At 47.4% G+C, this 20,626-nt stretch carries 14 protein-coding genes and 1 pseudogene; 3 read left to right on the top strand and 12 right to left on the bottom strand.

The window, feature by feature from the left end:
- Positions 1 to 37 precede the first annotated feature (37 nt).
- The 8 genes from WKT12_RS13890 to WKT12_RS13855 all read right to left on the bottom strand — a co-directional run bounded on the left by WKT12_RS13890 (position 38) and on the right by WKT12_RS13855 (position 11,217).
- Complete coding sequence (locus tag WKT12_RS13890; RefSeq protein WP_340320055.1) at positions 38 to 1,519, bottom strand: MBOAT family O-acyltransferase; 1,482 nt, start codon at positions 1,517 to 1,519, stop codon at positions 38 to 40.
- Complete coding sequence (locus WKT12_RS13885; RefSeq protein WP_340320054.1) at positions 1,497 to 2,447, bottom strand: GDSL-type esterase/lipase family protein; 951 nt, start codon at positions 2,445 to 2,447, stop codon at positions 1,497 to 1,499. Before WKT12_RS13885 ends, WKT12_RS13890 begins: the two co-directional genes overlap by 23 nt.
- A gap of 6 nt (positions 2,448 to 2,453) precedes the next feature.
- A complete protein-coding gene (locus WKT12_RS13880) occupies positions 2,454 to 3,830 on the bottom strand; it encodes a hypothetical protein (protein ID WP_340320053.1) in 1,377 nt (458 codons plus the stop codon).
- A gap of 61 nt (positions 3,831 to 3,891) precedes the next feature.
- Positions 3,892 to 4,530 (bottom strand): TetR/AcrR family transcriptional regulator, encoded by a 639-nt coding sequence (locus tag WKT12_RS13875; RefSeq protein WP_021971704.1) that lies wholly within the window; start codon positions 4,528 to 4,530, stop codon positions 3,892 to 3,894.
- 9 nt (positions 4,531 to 4,539) lie between these two features.
- Complete coding sequence (gene lpxA, locus WKT12_RS13870; RefSeq protein ID WP_021971703.1) at positions 4,540 to 5,307, bottom strand: acyl-ACP--UDP-N-acetylglucosamine O-acyltransferase; 768 nt, start codon at positions 5,305 to 5,307, stop codon at positions 4,540 to 4,542.
- Between the two features lie 25 nt (positions 5,308 to 5,332).
- Positions 5,333 to 6,715: a TolC family protein gene (locus WKT12_RS13865; protein WP_340320052.1), complete on the bottom strand. Its 1,383-nt coding sequence runs from the start codon at positions 6,713 to 6,715 to the stop codon at positions 5,333 to 5,335.
- An 11-nt stretch (positions 6,716 to 6,726) separates the two neighbouring features.
- Positions 6,727 to 9,960 carry an efflux RND transporter permease subunit gene (locus WKT12_RS13860; RefSeq protein WP_021971701.1) on the bottom strand — a complete coding sequence of 1,078 codons (3,234 nt, stop codon included), beginning with the start codon at positions 9,958 to 9,960 and terminating at the stop codon, positions 6,727 to 6,729.
- A 45-nt stretch (positions 9,961 to 10,005) separates the two neighbouring features.
- Positions 10,006 to 11,217, bottom strand: a complete 1,212-nt coding sequence (locus WKT12_RS13855; protein WP_340320051.1) for an efflux RND transporter periplasmic adaptor subunit — start codon at positions 11,215 to 11,217, stop codon at positions 10,006 to 10,008.
- Between the two features lie 314 nt (positions 11,218 to 11,531).
- Here WKT12_RS13855 and WKT12_RS13850 point away from each other — a divergent pair, with 314 nt between their 5' ends.
- From WKT12_RS13850 to WKT12_RS13840, 3 genes are all read left to right on the top strand, one after another.
- Complete coding sequence (locus WKT12_RS13850; protein WP_021971699.1) at positions 11,532 to 13,817, top strand: NADP-dependent malic enzyme; 2,286 nt, start codon at positions 11,532 to 11,534, stop codon at positions 13,815 to 13,817.
- Positions 13,818 to 13,931: 114 nt separating this feature from the next.
- Positions 13,932 to 14,108, top strand: a complete 177-nt coding sequence (locus WKT12_RS13845) for a hypothetical protein (protein WP_021971698.1) — start codon at positions 13,932 to 13,934, stop codon at positions 14,106 to 14,108.
- 162 nt (positions 14,109 to 14,270) lie between these two features.
- Positions 14,271 to 15,605 carry an NADP-specific glutamate dehydrogenase gene (locus WKT12_RS13840; RefSeq protein ID WP_021971697.1) on the top strand — a complete coding sequence of 445 codons (1,335 nt, stop codon included), beginning with the start codon at positions 14,271 to 14,273 and terminating at the stop codon, positions 15,603 to 15,605.
- Positions 15,606 to 15,801: 196 nt separating this feature from the next.
- Here WKT12_RS13840 and WKT12_RS13835 read toward each other — a convergent pair whose 3' ends face one another.
- The 4 genes and pseudogenes from WKT12_RS13835 to WKT12_RS13820 form a co-directional block, all read right to left on the bottom strand.
- Complete coding sequence (locus WKT12_RS13835) at positions 15,802 to 16,503, bottom strand: DUF4493 domain-containing protein (protein WP_340320050.1); 702 nt, start codon at positions 16,501 to 16,503, stop codon at positions 15,802 to 15,804.
- 11 nt (positions 16,504 to 16,514) lie between these two features.
- Positions 16,515 to 18,689: a DUF4493 domain-containing protein gene (locus WKT12_RS13830; protein ID WP_340320049.1), complete on the bottom strand. Its 2,175-nt coding sequence runs from the start codon at positions 18,687 to 18,689 to the stop codon at positions 16,515 to 16,517.
- Positions 18,682 to 20,301, bottom strand: coding sequence for a PCMD domain-containing protein (locus WKT12_RS13825; RefSeq protein ID WP_340320048.1), 1,620 nt, complete (start codon positions 20,299 to 20,301; stop codon positions 18,682 to 18,684). Before WKT12_RS13825 ends, WKT12_RS13830 begins: the two co-directional genes overlap by 8 nt.
- Positions 20,302 to 20,312: 11 nt before the next feature.
- Positions 20,313 to 20,626: pseudogene (locus WKT12_RS13820) on the bottom strand (hypothetical protein); the annotation flags it as partial.

Here is a 20,626-nt window from a genome sequence, read left to right as displayed (position 1 = left end):
GCGTGAAGGGCAAAAACGGGTACTTTTTCTTTTTATTTCAGAACTGGAAATAGATAAACGGCTGGATGTCGCTGCTCTTTACCTGAATGACCAGGAAGATGAGGGCTATCAGGATGAGTGCCTGACCGACCAGTGGCAGGCGTGTCATGCCCCGGCTGCAAGCGTTCTGCCAGGAATCGGGACACCAGTGAAGCAGGTAGCCGACGCCCATCAGGACGAATACTTTCCAGTATCCGGTGACGAGCTGCGTAAACAGTTCCGGATGGAAGGAGGTGAATATCTGGCGGATCATGGAAACCGAACCTTCGAACTCGGTATTGCGGAAGAATATCCAGCAGAAGCAGACGAAGTGGAAGGTGATGATTACGGCGAACACGCGGCGCCAGCCGGTACTGCGGTAGGTCTTGGGACGGTGAAGCAGGCTGCGGAAGAACTTGTGTACGGCCAGTGCTACGCCGTGCAGTCCGCCCCATACGATGAAATTCCACGAAGCGCCGTGCCAGAGCCCGCCCAGCAGCATGGTGAGTATCAGGTTGAGGTAGGTACGCAACTTGCCTTTCCGGTTGCCGCCCAGCGAGATATAGAGGTAGTCGCGCAGCCAGGTGGACAGGGAGATGTGCCAGCGGTGCCAGAAATCGGTCACGCTGTCCGACTTGTAGGGAGAGTTGAAGTTGATGGGGAAACGGAATCCCAGCAACAAGGCGATGCCGATAGCCATATCGCTGTAGCCCGAAAAGTCGCAGTATATCTGCAAGGCATATCCGTAAACGCCGAAAAGGTTCTCAAGACCGGAATAGAGGCTGGGATTGTCGAAGATGCGTTCTACGAAATTGATGCTGATATAGTCGGAGATAACGGCTTTCTTGAACAGACCGCTCACGATAAAGAATACACCCTGACCGAACATTTCGCCGGAAACAAACAGCGGCTGACGGATCTGCGGTATGAAATCGCGAGCACGCACAATGGGACCTGCTACCAACTGGGGGAAGAAGGATACATAGAAGACGTAGTCGAGCAGGTTGTCGAGCGGCTTGAGGTCGCGGCGGTATACATCGATGGTATAACTGAGCGACTGGAAGGTGAAAAAGGAAATACCTACGGGCAGGAAAATGTCGAAGGCTTCGTAATGTCCGTTCCACAGGGGGCAGAGCATTTCGTAGAAGAAATTGGTATACTTGAAGTAACACAACAGTCCGAGGTTGATGCACAGGCTGACTACAACCAGCAGCTTGCGCTTCCAGCGGGTTTCGGTACGATCCATGCGGGCCGCCAGCAGAAAGTCGCTCACGGTGACAATGCCCAGCAGAAAGAAATATACTCCGCTGCTCTTATAGTAGAAATAGTAGGAAAAGGCGGATACGAACAGCAGGCGTGCCGTGGTACGTTTCTGTAACAGTACGTATATCAGGCTGAATCCCAAGAAAAGGAACAGGAACAGTCCGCTGCTGAATATCATCGGCTGACGGGGGTCGTAGGTTAGTATGTCTGCCAGTTTAGTCCAATCGAGTTGCCACATAATTATTGTATGCTTTTATAAATGCTTCGTGTAATAACAATCCTTGTAATCTATATCCTTCGTAAGTAAAATGAATTTTATCGCGCTGGTACATTCTGGCCGCACTCCAGTTCAGGCAGGCACGCTGCTTGCCGCCGACGATATGGTACATATCCCATACGGCAATGCCGTACTGACGGGCAAACCGGAGTTCATTTTCTACTACCAGCGGGGTGCGGGGGTTAATGATCTTCCCTTTTCGGCCGTTCCGCACATAGGCTCCCGGAGGGGTGGTCATCAGAAAGACGACATCGGGGCAGGCTGCTTTCAGGGCATCCGTCAGGTGTTTCATGGCTTCGGTATGCTCGGCGGCATTGTAGCGACGCCCGTGGGCTTCGTTGGTACCGAAAGACAGGATGACCAGATCGGGGTGAAGCTCGGTAATCCGGCGGATGTTCTCGGGGGTGGAATAGCTCTGGCAGGTGGCTCCGTTTATGCCGAGAATGTGGTATATCACGCCGTTGGAACCGGTTTCACGGGCGATGCCGGAGGTCTGGTAGGTTACGGGAATGTTTTCGACGGCTTTCGAGCCGAAATCGTCTTCCAGACAACAGCGCATGATGTAGGGAAAGACATGTCCCCGGACATGTGAATCGCCGATGTGTACGATACGCAGCGGACGGTCGAGTACGCTCAGTTTCTCCCAAAAGGGATATAAGGAACCGGCGGGATCGGTCAGTTCGTTTGCTTCGGTACCGCGGAATGTGGCAGGCATGGGACTGTCTACCGGTATAAACCGCATCAGTTGCTTCATCTCCCGGCTGGGATAGACAGGCGATGAGTGCTTGTCGGGCTGAGGACAGTCCGGCAAGACATCCTGTGCATAGCCGGGCACAGTGACCAGACTGATCAGGCTGACTATCGATATGAATAATTGTTTTAGGTTCATCGTGCGTTAATTTTCGTAGGCCTTGCGTTTCTCATACTGTTCCTTGCCGTACATCAGGGCATCGAACAGAATCTTCGCCAGGTGTTTTCCGCCCCGGAAGTTGATGTGGGTATAGTCGTAGTTCGCCATGGCGGGCTTGCTGTTGACCATTTCTTCCATACTGCCCTCGCCTCCCATGGCTTCGTACATGTTCCAGAATGCGACATGGGTCTTGGCGGCAAGTGCCTGCTGGTAACGGATAAGGTTCTTTACGCCGGGCATGGTATGCAGTTCTCCGGTTTCGGTCTTGCTCTCACGGTCGCCGATGCCGACAATCAGAATGGCGGCTCCGGGGAAGGCTTCCTTCAGGTGGGCAATGACTTTCTCCATCTCGACGGTATAATAGGAATAGTTCATGACTTTTTCCGACGCGACATTCAACCCGTACTGTAACACAATCAGGTCGTAGGTACGCAGGCGATTGTAGGCTTTCAGGATGGAAACCGGTATGCCGGCAAGCTGCTGTCCGCTGCTGCCCCGGGTACTGAAGTTGTCGAGTATCACCCCTTCCCGCGAATCCATGGTAGCGGCAAAGCAGCGGGTATGCTTTCCGGCCTGCTGTACACGCCAGCGGATCGTGCCGATTCTTCCGTCTACCCGGGCAACCTGCATGCCGGTGCTGTCGCCGGGGAATACGTATTCGGTGCTTTCACCTCCGTTAATCTGTGCCGACAGTATGACGGAATCGGGCGAGAAGAAGTAGAAGGAGGAGGTTTCGCAGGTATCCAGACAGGCGGCATAGTTGGTTCCGCCTTTCAGGGTGACCGTAGCTCCGCTGCGGGGAATGAAATAATGATTGGATATGTCCTGGAAGGCACGCTTGAAGCCTACCGAATCGGTTACAGCATGACTTTCCCAGCCTTCGAAGGTATGTTTTACCGTGGGACGGAATCCGGCTACACGGGAGGTGACCGGCACATAGCCTACTCCCCTGCCTCCGAACTTCTGTTGGAACAGGGTACGCAAATCGGCTGTCAGGATATCGCCTTCGATAAAGGAGTCGCCGAAATAGGCGATACGGACCGGACGGCCCAGTGAGGAGCTGCTTGCCAGGGCTTCGTAGAATGTGCCCATTCCCTGCCCCAGTGAATCGGCATAATCTTCAATGCAGGTCATTCCGGACTTGCAAGTGTCTACAAACGCGGGCTTTACCACGACCGGCAAAGCGATGGAATCGGAATCGGAAACTTCTTCGACAACCGGATCGGGACGCAGGTCGGACAGCAGATCGACTTTACGCAAAGGGCTTCCGTTCAGCATGACAGGCGGCAGATAATACAACGCCAGTAGTCCTGCCACAACCAGCAGGGTAAAGACAAAAGTAAATGTTATTTTATTTTTCATCGATGAATCTTTGCAAACAGCTGCAAAGATAGCGGTTTTTCGAAGATAATGAGAGGGATTGTCAGGGCTTTTCTTTTACCGACTGTAAAAAAGCGTCTACCATCTGCATTCCCTTGGGAGTGGAAATTCCCCGCATGTGCAGGAAAGTCACCTCGCTGTAAATTTCTGATAACGGGTAGTTTTCGGTTATATCGGAATATACGAGCATCTCAAACTGCATGGACATGGCCTGATTGATGATGTCGAAATTGATGTCGTCGCGGAAGATGCCTTCTTCCACGCCTTTCTGAAAATGAACCAGTGCCGCCGCGTCGCTCAGCTTCTGACGTTCGCGTACGTATGACAACACATTGGGGTATTTGCGCAGGTCGCGCAGAAAAAGCGGATTCAGCTCAGTGAGTTCACTCAGCTTACGTCTGTAAAAAGCAAAGATTACTTCCAGGGCATTTTCAGCCTTGGAAGCAACCTCGCTTATATAGGTATTCATTTCCTGCTGGTGCATGATCAGCACTTCCAGCAGAAGCTGTTCCTTATCGCAGAAGAGTTCGTAAAGGGTACGCTTGGATATGGAGAGCGAACAGGCAAGATCGTCCATGTGGACGTTTTTTATGCCGTATTTGCCAAAAGCGCGGAAGGCCTCAGCAATAACCCGCTTCCTCAGTTCTTCCCGGTCGTACTTGTTTCTCTTTACGCCTGCCATACGATACGATTAATGAATGATTCCTAATTTTGATGTTTCAACAAACTCGATAATGCGGTTGATCTCTGCACTGGGCGGTACCTGTTCCTTGATACGGAGCAACGCATCGTGCTGTGAAGTATTCGCCTTGTACAGGATACGGTATGCCTGTGCGATATGCTTGATGAGTGTTTCGGAGAAACCTGTAATCTCGAGCACCTTGGTATTGATGCTGTAAAAGGCAATCGGTTCGTGAGCCGCTACAATATAAGGAGGAATATCCTTGATGAAACGGCAGCCTCCCTGTACCAGAGAGAAACTTCCCAGACGTGTATTTCCCTGCATCAGCACATTGGATGTAAGGATGGCACAGTCCTGAATGATACAGTTTCCTGATACCTGTGAACCGTTTCCGATAATACAGCGGTTGCCCACCGTAACATCGTGCGACAAACGTACCCCTGTCATGATGAAGTTACCATCGCCTACGGTAGTAGCATGTCCGGCATGTGTACCACGGATAATCACAGCGTTTTCACGAATGACATTGTTGTTGCCGATGCAAGCCAGTGTATCCTCGCCGGTATAGGCAAAATCCTGAGGTACGGCTGCAATCACCGCACCCTGGTATACTGTGTTGCCGTTTCCCATACGAGTGCCGCTCATCAGGCTGGCATAAGGCATAATCACATTATCGTCGCCTATCTCCACATTCTTGTCGATATAGGCAAACGGATGTACCGTAACGTTTTTTCCGATCTTGGCAGAGGGGTCAACGTAAGCTAAAGGACTAATCATAGTTTCTGTCATTATTTAAGGTTAATTATTCTCTTCCTCCTCCCACGGCGCTGTACAAATCGATAACAGCCTGAATACGCTGGAAGTTATCGGATACTTCGCTCAACTGTGCACTCAGCAGGTTCTGCTGTGCTGTAAGGATTTCCAGATAGGTAGCGTCGCCGCTCTGGAACAAAGCCTTGGTATAGGTAACCGCCTTGTCGAGCTGTTCTACCTGTCCGCGGTCTTCTATCAGTTTCTTGTTCTGTGTATCGTACAGGAACAAGGCGTCGCTGACTTCTTTTCCTGCTTGCAGGATGGTCTGCTGGTAGTTCATCTGGGCAATCTTTTCTTCAGCCTTGGAAACTTTCAGGTTGGCAACCAGCTTTCCGTTGTTGAAGATAGGCTGAGTCAGTGAAGCGACAGCGTTCAGAATCAGCTTGCCCGGGTTCAGTACTGCAACACCGGCGTTGTTGGTCCATCCGGCAGTACCGGTAATATTCAGCCCCGGATAGAATGCGGAACGTGCCTGATTGGTTGTATAATAAGCACTTGCCAATGTCATTTCGGCAATCTTCACATCCGGACGGTTTTCCAATAACTGCAAAGGTACACCGGCTGTCAGTTCTTCGGGCATTACCTGCTCGTCCAGTGTGCTGCGTTCGATGGTCTGCGGAGCCTTTGCCAGCAATACGGCCAGCGAGTTTTCGGTTTCACGCACCTGACGTTTCAAGTCCATCAGAGATGCTTCTACCTGATGACTGGCAGCACGCATCTGTGCAACTCCCGCTTCGGTAGTCATACCGGCTATCTTCATGGCTTCCATCACACGTACATTCTCTTTGTAGATGGCAGCAGTTTCGGTCGTGATTTCTACCTGACGGTCGAGCATCAGCAGTGAATAATAAGTATTGGCAATGCCACAGATAATCTGTGAGCGTACAGCCTGACGGGAATACTTGCTTTGCAGGTAAGCAGCCTGTTGTCCGCGTTTCGCGTTCAGCAGCTTGCCGAACAAATCGATTTCCCAGCTTGCTGCAACCGGAAGCTGGTAAGTCTGCGAGGGTTTCGACTTATCGAAACTGCTCAGTGTTCCCTGAGGAGCCAGATTGATGGAAGGAAGGTAAGACAGACGGGCAGCGGTAAGCATCACCTTGGCCTCTTCCACACGCAGAATAGCAGCCTGCATGTCTACATTGTTGGCCAGTCCCTCTTCTATCAAAGCCTGCAACTTCGCATCACGGAAAACTTCTTTCCACGGCAGATTCCCCATGTTGGCTGTATCGGCAGCCAGCGTATCGGTTGCCGATGCCGGGTCACGATAGATACCTGAGGCATCTATCGATTCCGGACGATCGTAAGCTTTATAAATGTGGCAGCTGCTCATCATGGCAGCCACACACATTGCACCTAATATTTGTTTTTTCATTATCGTCTTTATCATTTATGAGTTTTACTTGCAGGAGAATACTGTTCAATTTCAGATTCTACTTCGCTTTCATCGAGGCTATCCCATTCCATCGGTTTAACCTTCTCCTGTAACCACTGGAAGACCACAAACAATACGGGGACAATGAAGATCTGCAAAATCATACCGATCAACATACCACCGATAGCTGAAGAACCCAGTGTACGGTTACCGTGAGCACCTACACCGAAGGCGAACATCAACGGAAGCAAACCGACGATCATCGCCAAAGAAGTCATCAAGATAGGTCGCAAACGAGCAGCGGCACCCAATACAGCCGCCCACGAAATACTCATACCTTGCTTACGACGGTCGAGGGCAAACTCTACAATCAGGATGGCGTTCTTTGCCAACAGACCCATCAACATGATCAACGCAATCTGCATGTAGATATCGTTTGACATGGATCCCACTATCATCTTCAGTGCAGGGATGCTTCCCAGTGCGCCGAAACCGTTGACGAAGATAAAGCTACCCATCAAACCGAACGGTACTGAAAGCAATACGGCGAGCGGAAGGATGTAACTTTCGTACTGGGCACTCAGCAACAGGTATACGAATACGAAGCAGAGTACGAAGATGATACCGGTAGTACTGCCGCTTGAAGAAGCTTCCTCACGCGCCATACCTCCCAGCTCGTAACCGAAACCGGTCGGCAGGTTTTCCTTCGCTACTTCGGCGATAGCCTGCAAGGCCTGACCAGATGTATATCCTGATGCCGGAGCAACCATGACCTTCATGGAAGTATACAGGTTGAAACGGCTGATGATATCCGGACCGTATACCTTCTTCATGCTGACGAACTGGGTAATAGGAGCCATTTCGTTGCCACTGCGAACCTTGATTCTGTTCAGAGATTCCATATTCTTGGTAGCATCCGGCTCTGCCTGAATCATTACACGGTACATCTTACCGAAACGGTTGAAGTTGGATGCATACAAACCTCCGAAATATCCCTGCATGGTAGAAAGGATGTCGCTCGGGCTGATACCTGCTTTCTTACAAGCTGCGGCATCGATATCCAACTGATACTGCGGGAAGCTCGGGTTGAAGGTTGTCTTGGCTGAGTTGATTTCCGGACGTGCTTCCAGGGCAGCGGTATAACTGTTTACGACTTCAAAGAAGTGATCCAGGCTACCACCGGTCTTATCCTGCATATTCAACTCGATATCACTTGAAATAGAATAACCCGGAATCATAGGAGGAGCAAAGAACAATACCTGTGCATCCTTGATGACTTTCTGCGCACGCATGAACAAGGTAGCGTAAATAATATCGGAGTTCTGCATCATGGAACGTTCTTCCCAGTCTTTCAACTTGATGATGACAGAACCGTAAGAAGGTCCCTGACCGCCGATGAAGCTAAAACCGGAAATGATAGTACGAGATTCTACCGCAGGTTCTGCTGCAACCAGACTGTCGACCTTAGCCAACACTTCCAATGCACGTTCCTGAGAAGTACCAGGAGGCAATGTAACAGCACCCATGATGGTACCGGTATCTTCGTTCGGCACCATACCGGTCGGAGTAACTTTCATGAAGAATACCAGCAGGACGATAGAAACAACTACCATACCCAGTGCCAGCCATTTCTTGTGGATGAAGAATACGACACGTTTCTTATAGCTCTTCAGCAAAGAATCGTATGCAGCGTTGAAGGAAGCGTGGAAGCGATCGATCACGCTCATCTTCTTAGGCTTATGTTCAGAATCGTGCGGTTTCAGGAAGAGGGCACACAACGCAGGTGACAAGGTCAACGCGTTCAATGCGGAGAATGCGATAGAGATAGCCATGGTGATACCGAACTGACGGTAGAAGGTACCGGCTGTACCACCCATGAAGCTTACCGGGATAAACACGGACATCATGACCAGTGTAATGGAAACCAGCGCACCACCCAGTTCGCTCATGGCATCGATAGAAGCCTCACGGGAAGATTTATAACCCTGGTCCAGTTTCGCATGGACACCTTCCACCACAACGATGGCATCATCGACCACAATCGCAATGGCAAGCACCATCGCCGACAGTGTCAGCAAGTTCACACTAAATCCGATCAGCTTCAAAACGAAGAATGTAGCGATCAAGGCAACCGGAATAGCGATGGCCGGAATCAATGTAGAACGCATATCCTGCAAGAAGACATATACTACAATGAACACGAGGATAAACGCCTCGATCAAAGTCTTGATAACTTCGTGGATTGACGCGTACAAGAAGTCGTTGGCATTCTGAGCCACGTTGATTTTCAAACCTGCCGGCAGGTTCTCTTCTGTTTTATGGATTACATCCAGCAAGTTGTTGATAGTTTCGGTAGCGTTGGTACCTGCCATCTGATAGATAACGCAGGTTACCGCCTTATGTCCGTTTACCGTATTACTGAAGGTATAGGCCAGACGTCCCAGCTCGATGCGGGCTACATCGCCCAGACGAAGAACTTCGCCGTTAGGCTGTGCCTTGATGACAATGTCTTCGAATTCTTCGGTCTGCTGCAAACGTCCTTTGTAACGGATGGTATACTGGAAAGTCTGCTTACCACGTTCACCAAACTGTCCCGGAGCAGCCTCGATGTTCTGTTCGGCCAAGGCATTGGAGATATCAGCCGGAACCAGGTTATACTGAGCCATGATGTCCGGCTTCAGCCAGATACGCATAGAGTAGTCCTGGCCCATCACACTGGCATCACCCACACCTTTTACACGCTGAAGTTCCGGAATCAGGTTGATCTTGGCGTAGTTTTCCATAAACTCAATGTTATACTTGTCTTCCGCATCGTACAGAGAGAAGATCAACAACATTGAATTTTGTTTCTTCTGAGTAGTCACACCGACTTTGGTAACTTCGGCAGGCAACAGACCCTGTGCCATAGAAACACGGTTCTGAACGTTGACCGCAGCCATATCCGGGTCGGTACCCTGATTAAAGAAGATATTAATAGTTGCAGAACCATTGTTGGATGCAGTAGACTGAATATACATCATGTTTTCTACACCATTGATCTGGTCCTCCAACGGAGCGATTACAGAGTTCAATACAGTTTGCGCATTGGCACCTGTATAGGTAGCACTTACCGATACGGTAGGAGGCGCAATATCCGGATACTGTGTTACCGGCAGCGTAGCAAGACCGATAATACCCAGGATAACTATCAAGATAGAGATTACCGTTGACAGTACCGGACGGTTAATAAATTTATCTAGTTTCATTCTATTCCTTAATAATATTATACGATTTTGTTCACCTCACACCAATCAATTGAAAGCACTCTTGATGTTTCCGTCGCGCTGATCCTGGAGGGCTTTCTGATACTTGGCTTCTTTCTGAGCTACAGTAATAGGAACAATTTTCTGTCCGTCCTGCAAGGTCTGTACACCTTCGACAACCACCTTGTCGCCTTCTTTCAATCCGCCGGTTACGATATAATTCTTACCGTCGTTCAGATTGGATACCTGGATTTCGGTATGCTTCAGTGTGCTGTCGGCCTGCAAGACATACACAAACTTCTTATCCTGAATTTCCTGTGTAGCTGTCTGAGGAAGCAAAATAATATTATTCATAGCGTATGGGAATACGACATTTGCCATACCACCACTACGCAGGATGTTCTGCTTGTTGGGGAAGATAGCACGCATGCTTACAGAACCGGTACTCTGGTCGATGACTCCGCTGACAGCATCAATCTTACCTTCAGCATCGTACATTGTACCATCGGCCAACTGCAATTTTACCGCCGGCATTTTTTCCAACTGTTCTTTCAGTGTGCCGCCTGCCTTTGTCAAAGCCAGCAACTGTTTTTCTGTCATGGAGAAGTATACATACATATCTCCAATCTGAGATACGGTAGTCAACGGCTCGGCAACCGAAGCGCTGACCAAAGCACCTACACGGTACGGGAATGTACCGATAACACCGTCCGACGGGCTGGTTACCGTACAGAAACCGAGGTTCTGTTTTGCGGCGGCATAAGCAGCTTCAGCCTGTGCTACATTAGCCTTGGCTGTCAGCAAGTTATTTATAGCTGTCTGATATTCGAAGTCGCTGATAATCTTCTGCTCATGCAGCATCTTCTTGTTGGCTTCTGTTTCAGCAACAGTCTTCAAATTGGCTTTTGCAGACTCTACGCTGGCCTTAGCCTGATCGTAAGCTGCTTTATACTGAGTTGGATCAATCTGAAACAGCGCCTGTCCTTTATGAACGGTTGCTCCTTCGTCGACACATAACTTCACGATAAAGCCTGATACCTGCGGACGAATCTCAATATCCTGCAAACCCTTGATTGTAGCCGGATACTGAGTGGTTTGATTACTGGAAGTTGTTGTAACCGTTTGTACAGCAAATTCGTTGTCACCCATTTTCATACCGCCCTGACCTCCGCCACAAGCAGTTAAAACCGATACCCCCAAAGCCATAAGGGCAATCCGGCTAGAAGAAAAACTTCTGTTTCTTTTTACACTCATATTCATATTATAATAGTTAATGTTTTTCGTACCCTCTTCTTTAAAAATTAGAAAACTTTTTCAACCTGTTTAGTTTTTAGCCTTGCAAATATACGGAAAAAATCACTCAAAAAAACAATCGTTTAACTAACAATAACCATAAAACAAGAGAGTTATTACATATCGCCAAATTAATCCGACCAATTGACAAATATTATCGACCAAAGAAATCGGCACATTCTACAATTTATAGTTTTTTAAAAGAAATAATCTTCCATTTGTTATTTTATTTCTACATTTGCGCTACACATTAATTGAGAAAACATTAAATCAATAGAACCATGGTGAAAATAACAAAAGAAGCCGCCTTGCTCTATCACTCACAGGGCAAGCCTGGTAAAATAGAGGTAGTTCCTACCAAACCATACCAAACACAAAGAGATTTATCGCTGGCATACTCGCCCGGAGTAGCCGAACCATGTCTTGAAATACAGAAAAATCCGGAAACGGCTTACGACTATACCGCAAAAGGAAACCTGGTTGCCGTCATATCGAACGGTACTGCCGTACTGGGACTGGGTGACATAGGCGCCATGAGCGGAAAGCCGGTCATGGAAGGAAAAGGCCTGCTCTTTAAAATCTATGCAGGCATCGACGTTTTCGACATCGAAGTCAACGAGAAAGATCCTGACAAATTCATAGAAGCCGTAAAGGCCATCGCACCGACATTCGGCGGTATCAACCTGGAGGATATAAAGGCTCCTGAATGTTTCAAGATAGAACAGCGCCTGAAGGAAGAGCTGGACATTCCGGTGATGCACGATGACCAGCACGGTACAGCCATCATTTCGAGTGCCGGACTGCTGAACGCACTGGAAGTGGCAGGCAAAAAGATAGAAGATGTCAAGATTGTTGTAAACGGTGCCGGTGCTTCGGCTGTATCATGTACCAAGCTGTACATTTCGCTGGGAGCGCGTCTGGAAAACATCATCATGGTGGACAGCAAGGGAGTCATCTCCAAACAGCGTACCGACCTGAACGAACAGAAGAAATTCTTCGCAACCGACCGTACGGACGTACACACGCTGGCAGAAGCCATCAAGGGAGCGGATGTGTTCCTGGGCCTGTCACGAGGTAACGTGCTTACCCAGGATATGGTAAGAAGCATGGCCGATCATCCGATTGTATTCGCGCTGGCCAATCCGACTCCGGAAATTTCGTACGAGGATGCCATGGCATCACGTCCGGACGTACTGATGTCGACCGGCCGTTCCGACTATCCGAACCAGATTAATAATGTAATCGGATTCCCGTACATCTTCCGTGGTGCCCTGGATACACGTGCTACCGCCATCAACGAAGAAATGAAGCTGGCTGCCGTACGTGCCATCGCCGGACTTGCCAAGAAGCCGGTGCCCGACGTAGTGAACGAGGCATACCATGTAAACAACCTGACCTTCGGTCCGGAATACTTCATTCCGAAACCGGTCGATCCGCGACTGATTACAGAAGTTTCCATGGCTGTGGCTAAAGCCGCAATGGAATCGGGAGTAGCACGCAAGCAGATTACCGACTGGGAAGCATACAAGAATCACCTGCGCGAACTGATGGGACAGGAAAACAAGCTGACCCGCCAGTTGTACGAAACAGCCCGCCGCTGCCCGCAGCGTGTAGTCTTTGCCGAAGGTACACACCCCAACATGCTGAAGGCGGCTGTAGAAGCCAAGGCCGAAGGTATCTGTAACCCGATTTTGCTGGGCAACGAAGAACGTATCGCCAAGCTGGCCAAAGAACTTGACCTGAACCTGGAAGGCATTGAAATCGTCAACCTCCGTCACGACCGCGAGGCAGAACGCCGTGAACGCTATGCACGCATTCTGTGTGAAAAGCGTGCCCGCGAAGGAGCCAACTTTGCAGAGGCAAACGACAAGATGTTCGAACGCAACTATTTCGGTATGATGATGGTAGAAACCGGAGAGGCAGATGCTTTTGTAACCGGTCTGTACACCAAATACTCCAATACCATCAAAGTAGCCAAGGAAGTAATCGGCATCCAGCCGGGATACAATCATTTCGGCACCATGCACATCCTTAATTCCAAGAAAGGTACTTACTTCATCGCCGATACACTGATCAACCGTCATCCGGATACAGATACATTGATCGATATAGCCAAACTGTCGGTGAAAGCAGTACGCTTCTTCAATCAGGAACCGGTTATGGCCATGCTGTCATACTCTAACTTCGGTTCCGATACGGAAGGAAGTCCGGCAAAGGTACACGAAGCCATCAGCTACATGCACCGCGAATATCCGGAACTGGCCATCGACGGAGAAATGCAAGTGAAATTTGCCTTGAACAACGAACTGCGTGACGAGAAATATCCGTTTACCCGTCTGAAAGGCAAGGAAGTCAATACCCTGGTATTCCCGAACCTGAGTTCTGCCAACGCTACTTACCAGCTCATCCAGAGCATGAGTGAAACAGAAGTCATCGGCCCGATCCAGATGGGACTGAACAAGCCGATCCACTTTACAGACATTGAAAGTTCGGTACGTGACATCGTCAACATTACGGCCATTGCCTGCATCGATGCCATCGTAGACAAGAAAAAGAAACAATGTTAAATCCTAAATAAGCGGAAAGCTGAGAATAAAGCTTAAAGTCCTCGCCGAAAAAGAGAAACTTTATCCTTTATTTTCAGCTTTCTCTTTTTATAACCCCATAATACCATCCGACCTATGAAAAAGCCCCTTACCAAAACCCAATGTGTCATCCTGACACTGTTCTGGGCAGCACTCTGCTTTCTGATTCTGACTTCAACCCCTCACATTGACGGCCCCCTTATCATAATGATTCTCATTTCGGGAGCTCTTGTATTCATTCCTGTCGCCAAATCACTAAGAAACAACAAATAATAACCATTTACACATATTTAAATTACAATTTCAAGTATTTTGATATTTTTTTCTCGTTTTTCTTTATCAAATGTTGTGCAAATAAATTTTTTTCTATATTTTTGTCACATTCAAAATTAATTAATTGAGGACATCAATAATCCAACAACTAAATAGATAATTATGAATGCAGCTAAAGTACTGGAAGATCTGAAAAGAAGATTTCCGAATGAACCTGAATATCATCAGGCAGTAGAAGAAGTGTTAGGCACAATCGAAGAAGAATACAACAAACACCCCGAATTCGACAAAGTAAACCTGATAGAGCGTTTGTGTATTCCAGATAGAGTTTATCAGTTCCGTGTAACCTGGATGGACGATAAAGGTAATATCCAGACCAATATGGGTTACCGCGTTCAGCACAACAACGCTATCGGCCCGTACAAAGGTGGTATCCGTTTCCACAGTTCTGTAAACCTGGGAATCCTGAAATTCCTTGCTTTCGAGCAGACATTCAAAAACTCTCTGACTACCCTTCCGATGGGTGGCGGCAAAGGTGGTTCCGACTTCTCTCCACGTGGTAAATCAAACGCTGAAGTCATGCGTTTCTGCCAGGCATTCATGCTGGAATTGTGGCGTCACATCGGTCCTGAAACAGACGTTCCTGCCGGAGATATCGGTGTAGGAGGCCGTGAAGTAGGTTACATGTTCGGTATGTACAAGAAGCTGGCTCACGAATTTACCGGCGTACTGACCGGAAAAGGACGCGAATTCGGCGGTTCACTGATCCGTCCGGAAGCAACCGGTTACGGAAACATCTACTTCCTGCTGGAAATGCTGAAAACACGTAACATCGAACTGAAAGGCAAGACTTGTCTGGTATCCGGTTCGGGTAACGTAGCTCAATATACCGTAGAGAAACTGATTCAGTTGGGAGCCAAGGTTGTAACCATGTCCGATTCTGACGGTTACATCTACGATCCGGACGGTATCGACCGTGAAAAGCTGGATTACATCATGGAACTGAAGAACCTGTACCGTGGACGTATCCGCGAATACGCAGAAAAATACGGCTGCAAATATGTAGCAGGCGCACGTCCATGGAACGAAAAGGCTGATATCGCTCTTCCTTCTGCAACCCAGAACGAAATCAACGGAGACGATGCCAAGGCTTTGATTGCCAACGGTGTAATTGCCGTTTCCGAAGGAGCTAACATGCCATCTACTCCTGAAGCAATCCGCGTATTCCAGGAAGCTAAGATTCTTTACGCTCCGGGTAAGGCTGCTAACGCTGGTGGTGTATCAGTATCTGGTCTGGAAATGACTCAGAACTCTATCAAACTGAGCTGGAGCCAGGAAGAAGTAGACGAAAAGCTGAAGAGCATCATGAAGAACATTCACGAGGCTTGTGTACAGTACGGTACAGAACCGGACGGCTACATCAACTACGTGAAAGGTGCAAACGTAGCAGGCTTCATGAAAGTAGCCAAAGCCATGATGGCTCAGGGTATTGTCTGACAGACTAAGTAATCCTCATATAATTAAAAGTAAAACGGGTGGAATGCGGCAAACATTCCATCCGTTTTTTTATATTCCCCGGTGAATATACTCTTTGTTGAACTTCCGTGCGACCATAACAAACAAGCCCTCCTTCTTCATGCCGAGAACAGACTCATACATGAAACAAGGAGGGCTATACTCAAAGTATTTCAGATTATTTTTCCAAAGACAAAGACCGGGTATTCCAGTTATATACTACCGTATACACAGTGTTGCGATTTACGGTTTCGCCTTCGTGTACACCCCATTCACCCTTCAGGACATTCACTTCCGCATCCGAATTGGTAACAGACAATTCATAGCTGAAAGAAACACCGTCCGAATGAGCAAAGTAAGCGGTTTCTCCATCTTTCAACGACACAGTCCGCTCAGCCGAAGTAACCGTAAAGCTATATTCCTGCAACCAATCTCCCAGCACATCCGAAAGGTTTACGCTTACAGCAAAAGTAATCATGGGAACCTGAACCTTCAATCCGGTAGTTTCGCCCTGCTTTACAGAAAAAGGCACCTCCTGATAATACACAGGCTCACCCTTCTCTTCGTTCGTCCATTTCTGTTCAGCACCATAATTCGGACTATACACTTTCAGCATATAATCATCAGCTGCATCCAGCTCAATCTTATCCTGCATATCTTCGGCCGATAACTGACGGAGCATCTCCTCTCCTTTCCACAACTCAACCGTCCAGGTGATGTCGTCTGCCGCCCGCGAAGCGACCTCTGTGTTTGTCTGTGACTGAATCTCTATCCCTCCAACCGACAAGAATCCTTCGCCGGAGAGTACCGTATCGTTTTCCTGCTGACAACCGACCAGCAGGAAAACAGATAATATCGTATATAGAATCTTTTTGCTCATTATTCTTTTATTTATTTGTCATAAACCAAGGAAACATCATCAATAAACAACTCATTACCACGAAAAGTAGCATCAGCTGTTTTATCTGTTGTACCGCCTGTATTAAAATTCTTCAGGTCAGTCTCCCAATTCAGATTTTCCTTTATTCCAGACTTAAACAAAACTAACAATTTATTAGGAGCCAACTTCAATTTTTCAACATCCTCTTCATAAAGAATATCAAGAACTTTTTCGACATAACTATCTTGTGCTCCAGTTCTAAATTCACCTTGTCCCAACAAAGTATCATCATGAAAAATCTGAATTTGAACCAGTGAGAGATCATTACCAAGAACATTCTCTATACACTTATAGTAAAAACGTAAAGCTGTAGGATGAGAATTATATGATATACCATAACTTCTGTTTCCATCATCATCTGCACTTGTTCCTAAGAACAACTCACTATGCATTGCCGCCTGAGGAACAGCCCAGCTTCCACCCTTATATCCCAAAGTAATAATTCGAACAGCCTCTCCCGAAACAGCATCCGAAGTCGGTCTACAGCCAGAACGAGAATTAAACGAATATGCAGTTCTGAAACAATAACAAGCAGATACAGCATTTAAGGTAGCCCAATTATCCCATGCATATAAAGCGCCATAATCAGCGCCAAAAAAGCCAGGGCTATCCGTACCTCTAGTTATCTTTGCTCCTTCCAATCCTCCATTTTCCAGGTTTACCACCGAATAAGTAGAAACAGCAACAGGATCACTATATATTTCATCACGATAAACGCCACGAATGTAATACATCGTACCAGGATTTAATCCATCTTTCCGTAAGTCATCTCCCAAATCGGTCCAATCGTTTTCACCATCCGCACTGAACTGATATTTCATTTTCTGCCCTAACAATTCATAATCTCCAGCCTTTACATCTTCGGCCGACAAAGGACTCACTGTAAACTCTTTTGTCCAAATATTTCCCGGATAAGCACTGACACTAAACTCCGGCTTATTACAAGTAAGTGTATAAACCCGGTTGGCCGATGCATCCTCGCTTGCCCAGCGGTTATTGGCCTCAACATCCACTTCTACCGTCGAAGCAACAGTAGCACCTTTATCTGTCATCAACTGGGGAATCAAGGAAGTAAAATCAAGACTGCCCTCCGTTGCTCCGATTTCTGGCAATGCAATACCCAATGCTGTTTCTACAGCCAACTTATCTTTAGCATTCGACAATAAATATTCTCTTCCCTGTTCCAGTCCGGCAAACTTAGCATCTGCCGAATTAAACTTCAACTTCAGCTCCTGCAAGGCAGACGAAAGCTTCAAGCGAATAACAGCCGATTTCTTTTCTGTTTCGGCAAACGACAATGTATTGTTTACAAAATCGTCTGATTCCAGCTTCGGCTTCGGCAAATATTCTACGGGAATCGTTTCTGAAATAGATACGGTTTCTGTTTCCAGTTTCTCGATTGAAACACCTATGCCCGATGAAACACCGGATTCATCCAGTCCCAACGTTACCTTTACATGAGTCTTTACCGGAATGTTTGCGAACTTCTCCTGATCTGGAATATTGTAAGTCACCTCTTTTCCGGTACCCAACAAACGTCCATGGAAAACAAGATTCACCGACGAACCGGCACGGAAGTAAGCACTTTTGCCTGAATCAGCATCCAAATCGACTGATTCGCCACCAACTGAAACCGTCACGTAATAAGACTCATACAGCTTATTCAGACTCTCCTTATTATAAATGACAGACAGCAACGAATTGGCAACCGAGCAAGAGATAGAAGCCGAAGTCATCTGCCCCTTTATCACTTCCTGTTCTTTCAAGCTTCCTACATAATAAGGAGCATCCAGAGCAATCACCGGATTGTCGCCATAAGTAGCCGTCAGGTCGTAGAGCCCTTCCAACAGCAGGATAGATTCCTTGCAACTGCCTTTATACGCCGACTTATCCGTACCGCTAAATACTACCTTCAACTGAAACATTTCCATCAACGGATCTTTCAGACCGGAGGGAGCTGTACGCGAATAAGCATTATTCTCTTCGTCGGTCAACGTAACAAGTAATCCTGTCTTGCCGGACAGAACCGCTTCTTCATCCGATTGGCATCCTCCCAGTACCGTACCCAGTACCAACGAGCATAAACAGCCAATCCATTTTATATATTCACTTATCGATTTATTCATAACCTAATTCAAATTCATCTACCCATAATGTACTGCCATCACCAACCTGTCCGATAACTTTCTTGCCTTCAGAATTAAAATCGCCGCCATACTTACTGGAGGTAGCAACAATGGCAATTTTTGCAGGCTTTGAAGCTGTATCACTATATTCAATATCAAACTCAAATTTCGTATATGTAGTCACAGTTTCCGAACCTACAAATTCACCGTAGGCTATTTCCTGTCCGGCCGAATTCCATAACTTCAAATAGATATGACACTGGTCCGTCTTCAGATTTCCCGGAACAGTACCTTCATTACTAATAGGCATCGGCTTATACTTATAATACCCGCTCAACTTAGTAGGACGGGCACCCGAATAAGGACGTCCAAACGACGGACTGTCTACAGGCCTTCCTATATTCGTTTTATAGGTTCCGATAAACAAGTTTCCGGCCGCAGCTCCCACCAGCAGGATATCGCCATACGTATACATTTTGGCAGCCTTACCTTTATAAGCATCACTACCACTAACCGGTACCGTACTCGACTCCTTGTAAATAGTAACCCCTTCGTTTCCGGTAGCCCAGTAAGCCTGCGGATCGTCATAGTTATTGGCAACCGGATTAGGATACCACGCTTTATCACCCTGCGTCCAAGTATCGAAATTCATGTTGGGGAGAGTCACAATGGTTTCCGTCTGGAAAGAATACGCCTCCCCTTCACTATCTCCGGCAAGAGCGCGTACTTCATAGTCTGTACCATCCTGCAATCCGGTAAGTTCGGCAGAATAAGAGGTAGTTCCCGTTTCTGTGATGGCAGAAGCATCGAGCTTAGTCCATTCTTCACTGCCCTTTACACGATATTCCACCGAAACCTTATTTCCTGCCCGGAAGCTGCCACTGATATAAGCCTTGGTAGCCCAGGCATTTACCTTTTCTACCGAAGCGGCTACCGATGACTTCTGCACATCCACCGTCCAGTCGCATATATATCTGCCGTTACGATAAGCCTTAAACACACGCGGACGGGTAAAGTCCGTTACCGTTTCTGCCGGCGGATCGAGCACAGTCTTGGATCCCTCCAGATTCAACTTTTTAATCTTGATATTCCGATAGTCGGCATCCTCGGTGACATAAATAATGGCGATATGATTATACAAATCCAGCGAAGGAGCCGTTCCCGACTGATTTTCCACCTCAATCGTACGTTCTATCTCCTGCTTTACCGTAATCTTCCACCAGTAGTCCTGATAAGTTCTCAGCAAGAACCCTACCGGAGTTGTAAAATCGACAGCAGTATTTGCATTGCCAGGAAGTTCGTTCAACGAAGTAAAACTAAAGTTAGGAAAGCCGTTAGGCTTAATACACGCGGCAGTATCCGGATAAATCAGTGCCTCTGAATTGGCAACCAACTTAGTAATCGGCAAACTATCGATAAAAGCATCTTCACCTATAGTAATTTCAATGGTGCGAGCCTGATTATTGAACACGGCTTCTCCCTGCATTCCGTCGACCTGAATATCCTGAATAACTCCCTCGATATAAGGATAAGGAATGTCATTCTCTATACACGAAGACATGTTCAGTAACAAGAGTGATACAAAGCTAAACTTTAAAGCTTTTATAATCATAATTTGTCAATTTAAAAATAAGTACAAATACCGATGTTGATAGAAAATATATTAATCTTGAAATCAGCCGAACTCTGACGGTATGATCCATGTTCTACCTGATTGGTTGTCTGTTCGATCCACTTGAAATCCAGACCAACGACATTGATGGAAACCTCCACAGCCATATTGTTCGTGACGAAAGCTGTCAGACCCGGTGCCGCCCCAATCTGCAAACGATGAGAAGTCTGATAGGTACCCGTTGCCTTTTCGTCAGAGCCAGACAATGTTTTTCCCTGACCATATCCATACGTCAGACGAAGTTCATTGAAAAAGCCAAAAATCT

The organism is Phocaeicola sp. HCN-6420 (genome assembly GCF_037890145.1).
Classification (GTDB): domain Bacteria; phylum Bacteroidota; class Bacteroidia; order Bacteroidales; family Bacteroidaceae; genus Phocaeicola.
This window is presented reverse-complemented; position numbering and strand designations above follow the sequence as displayed.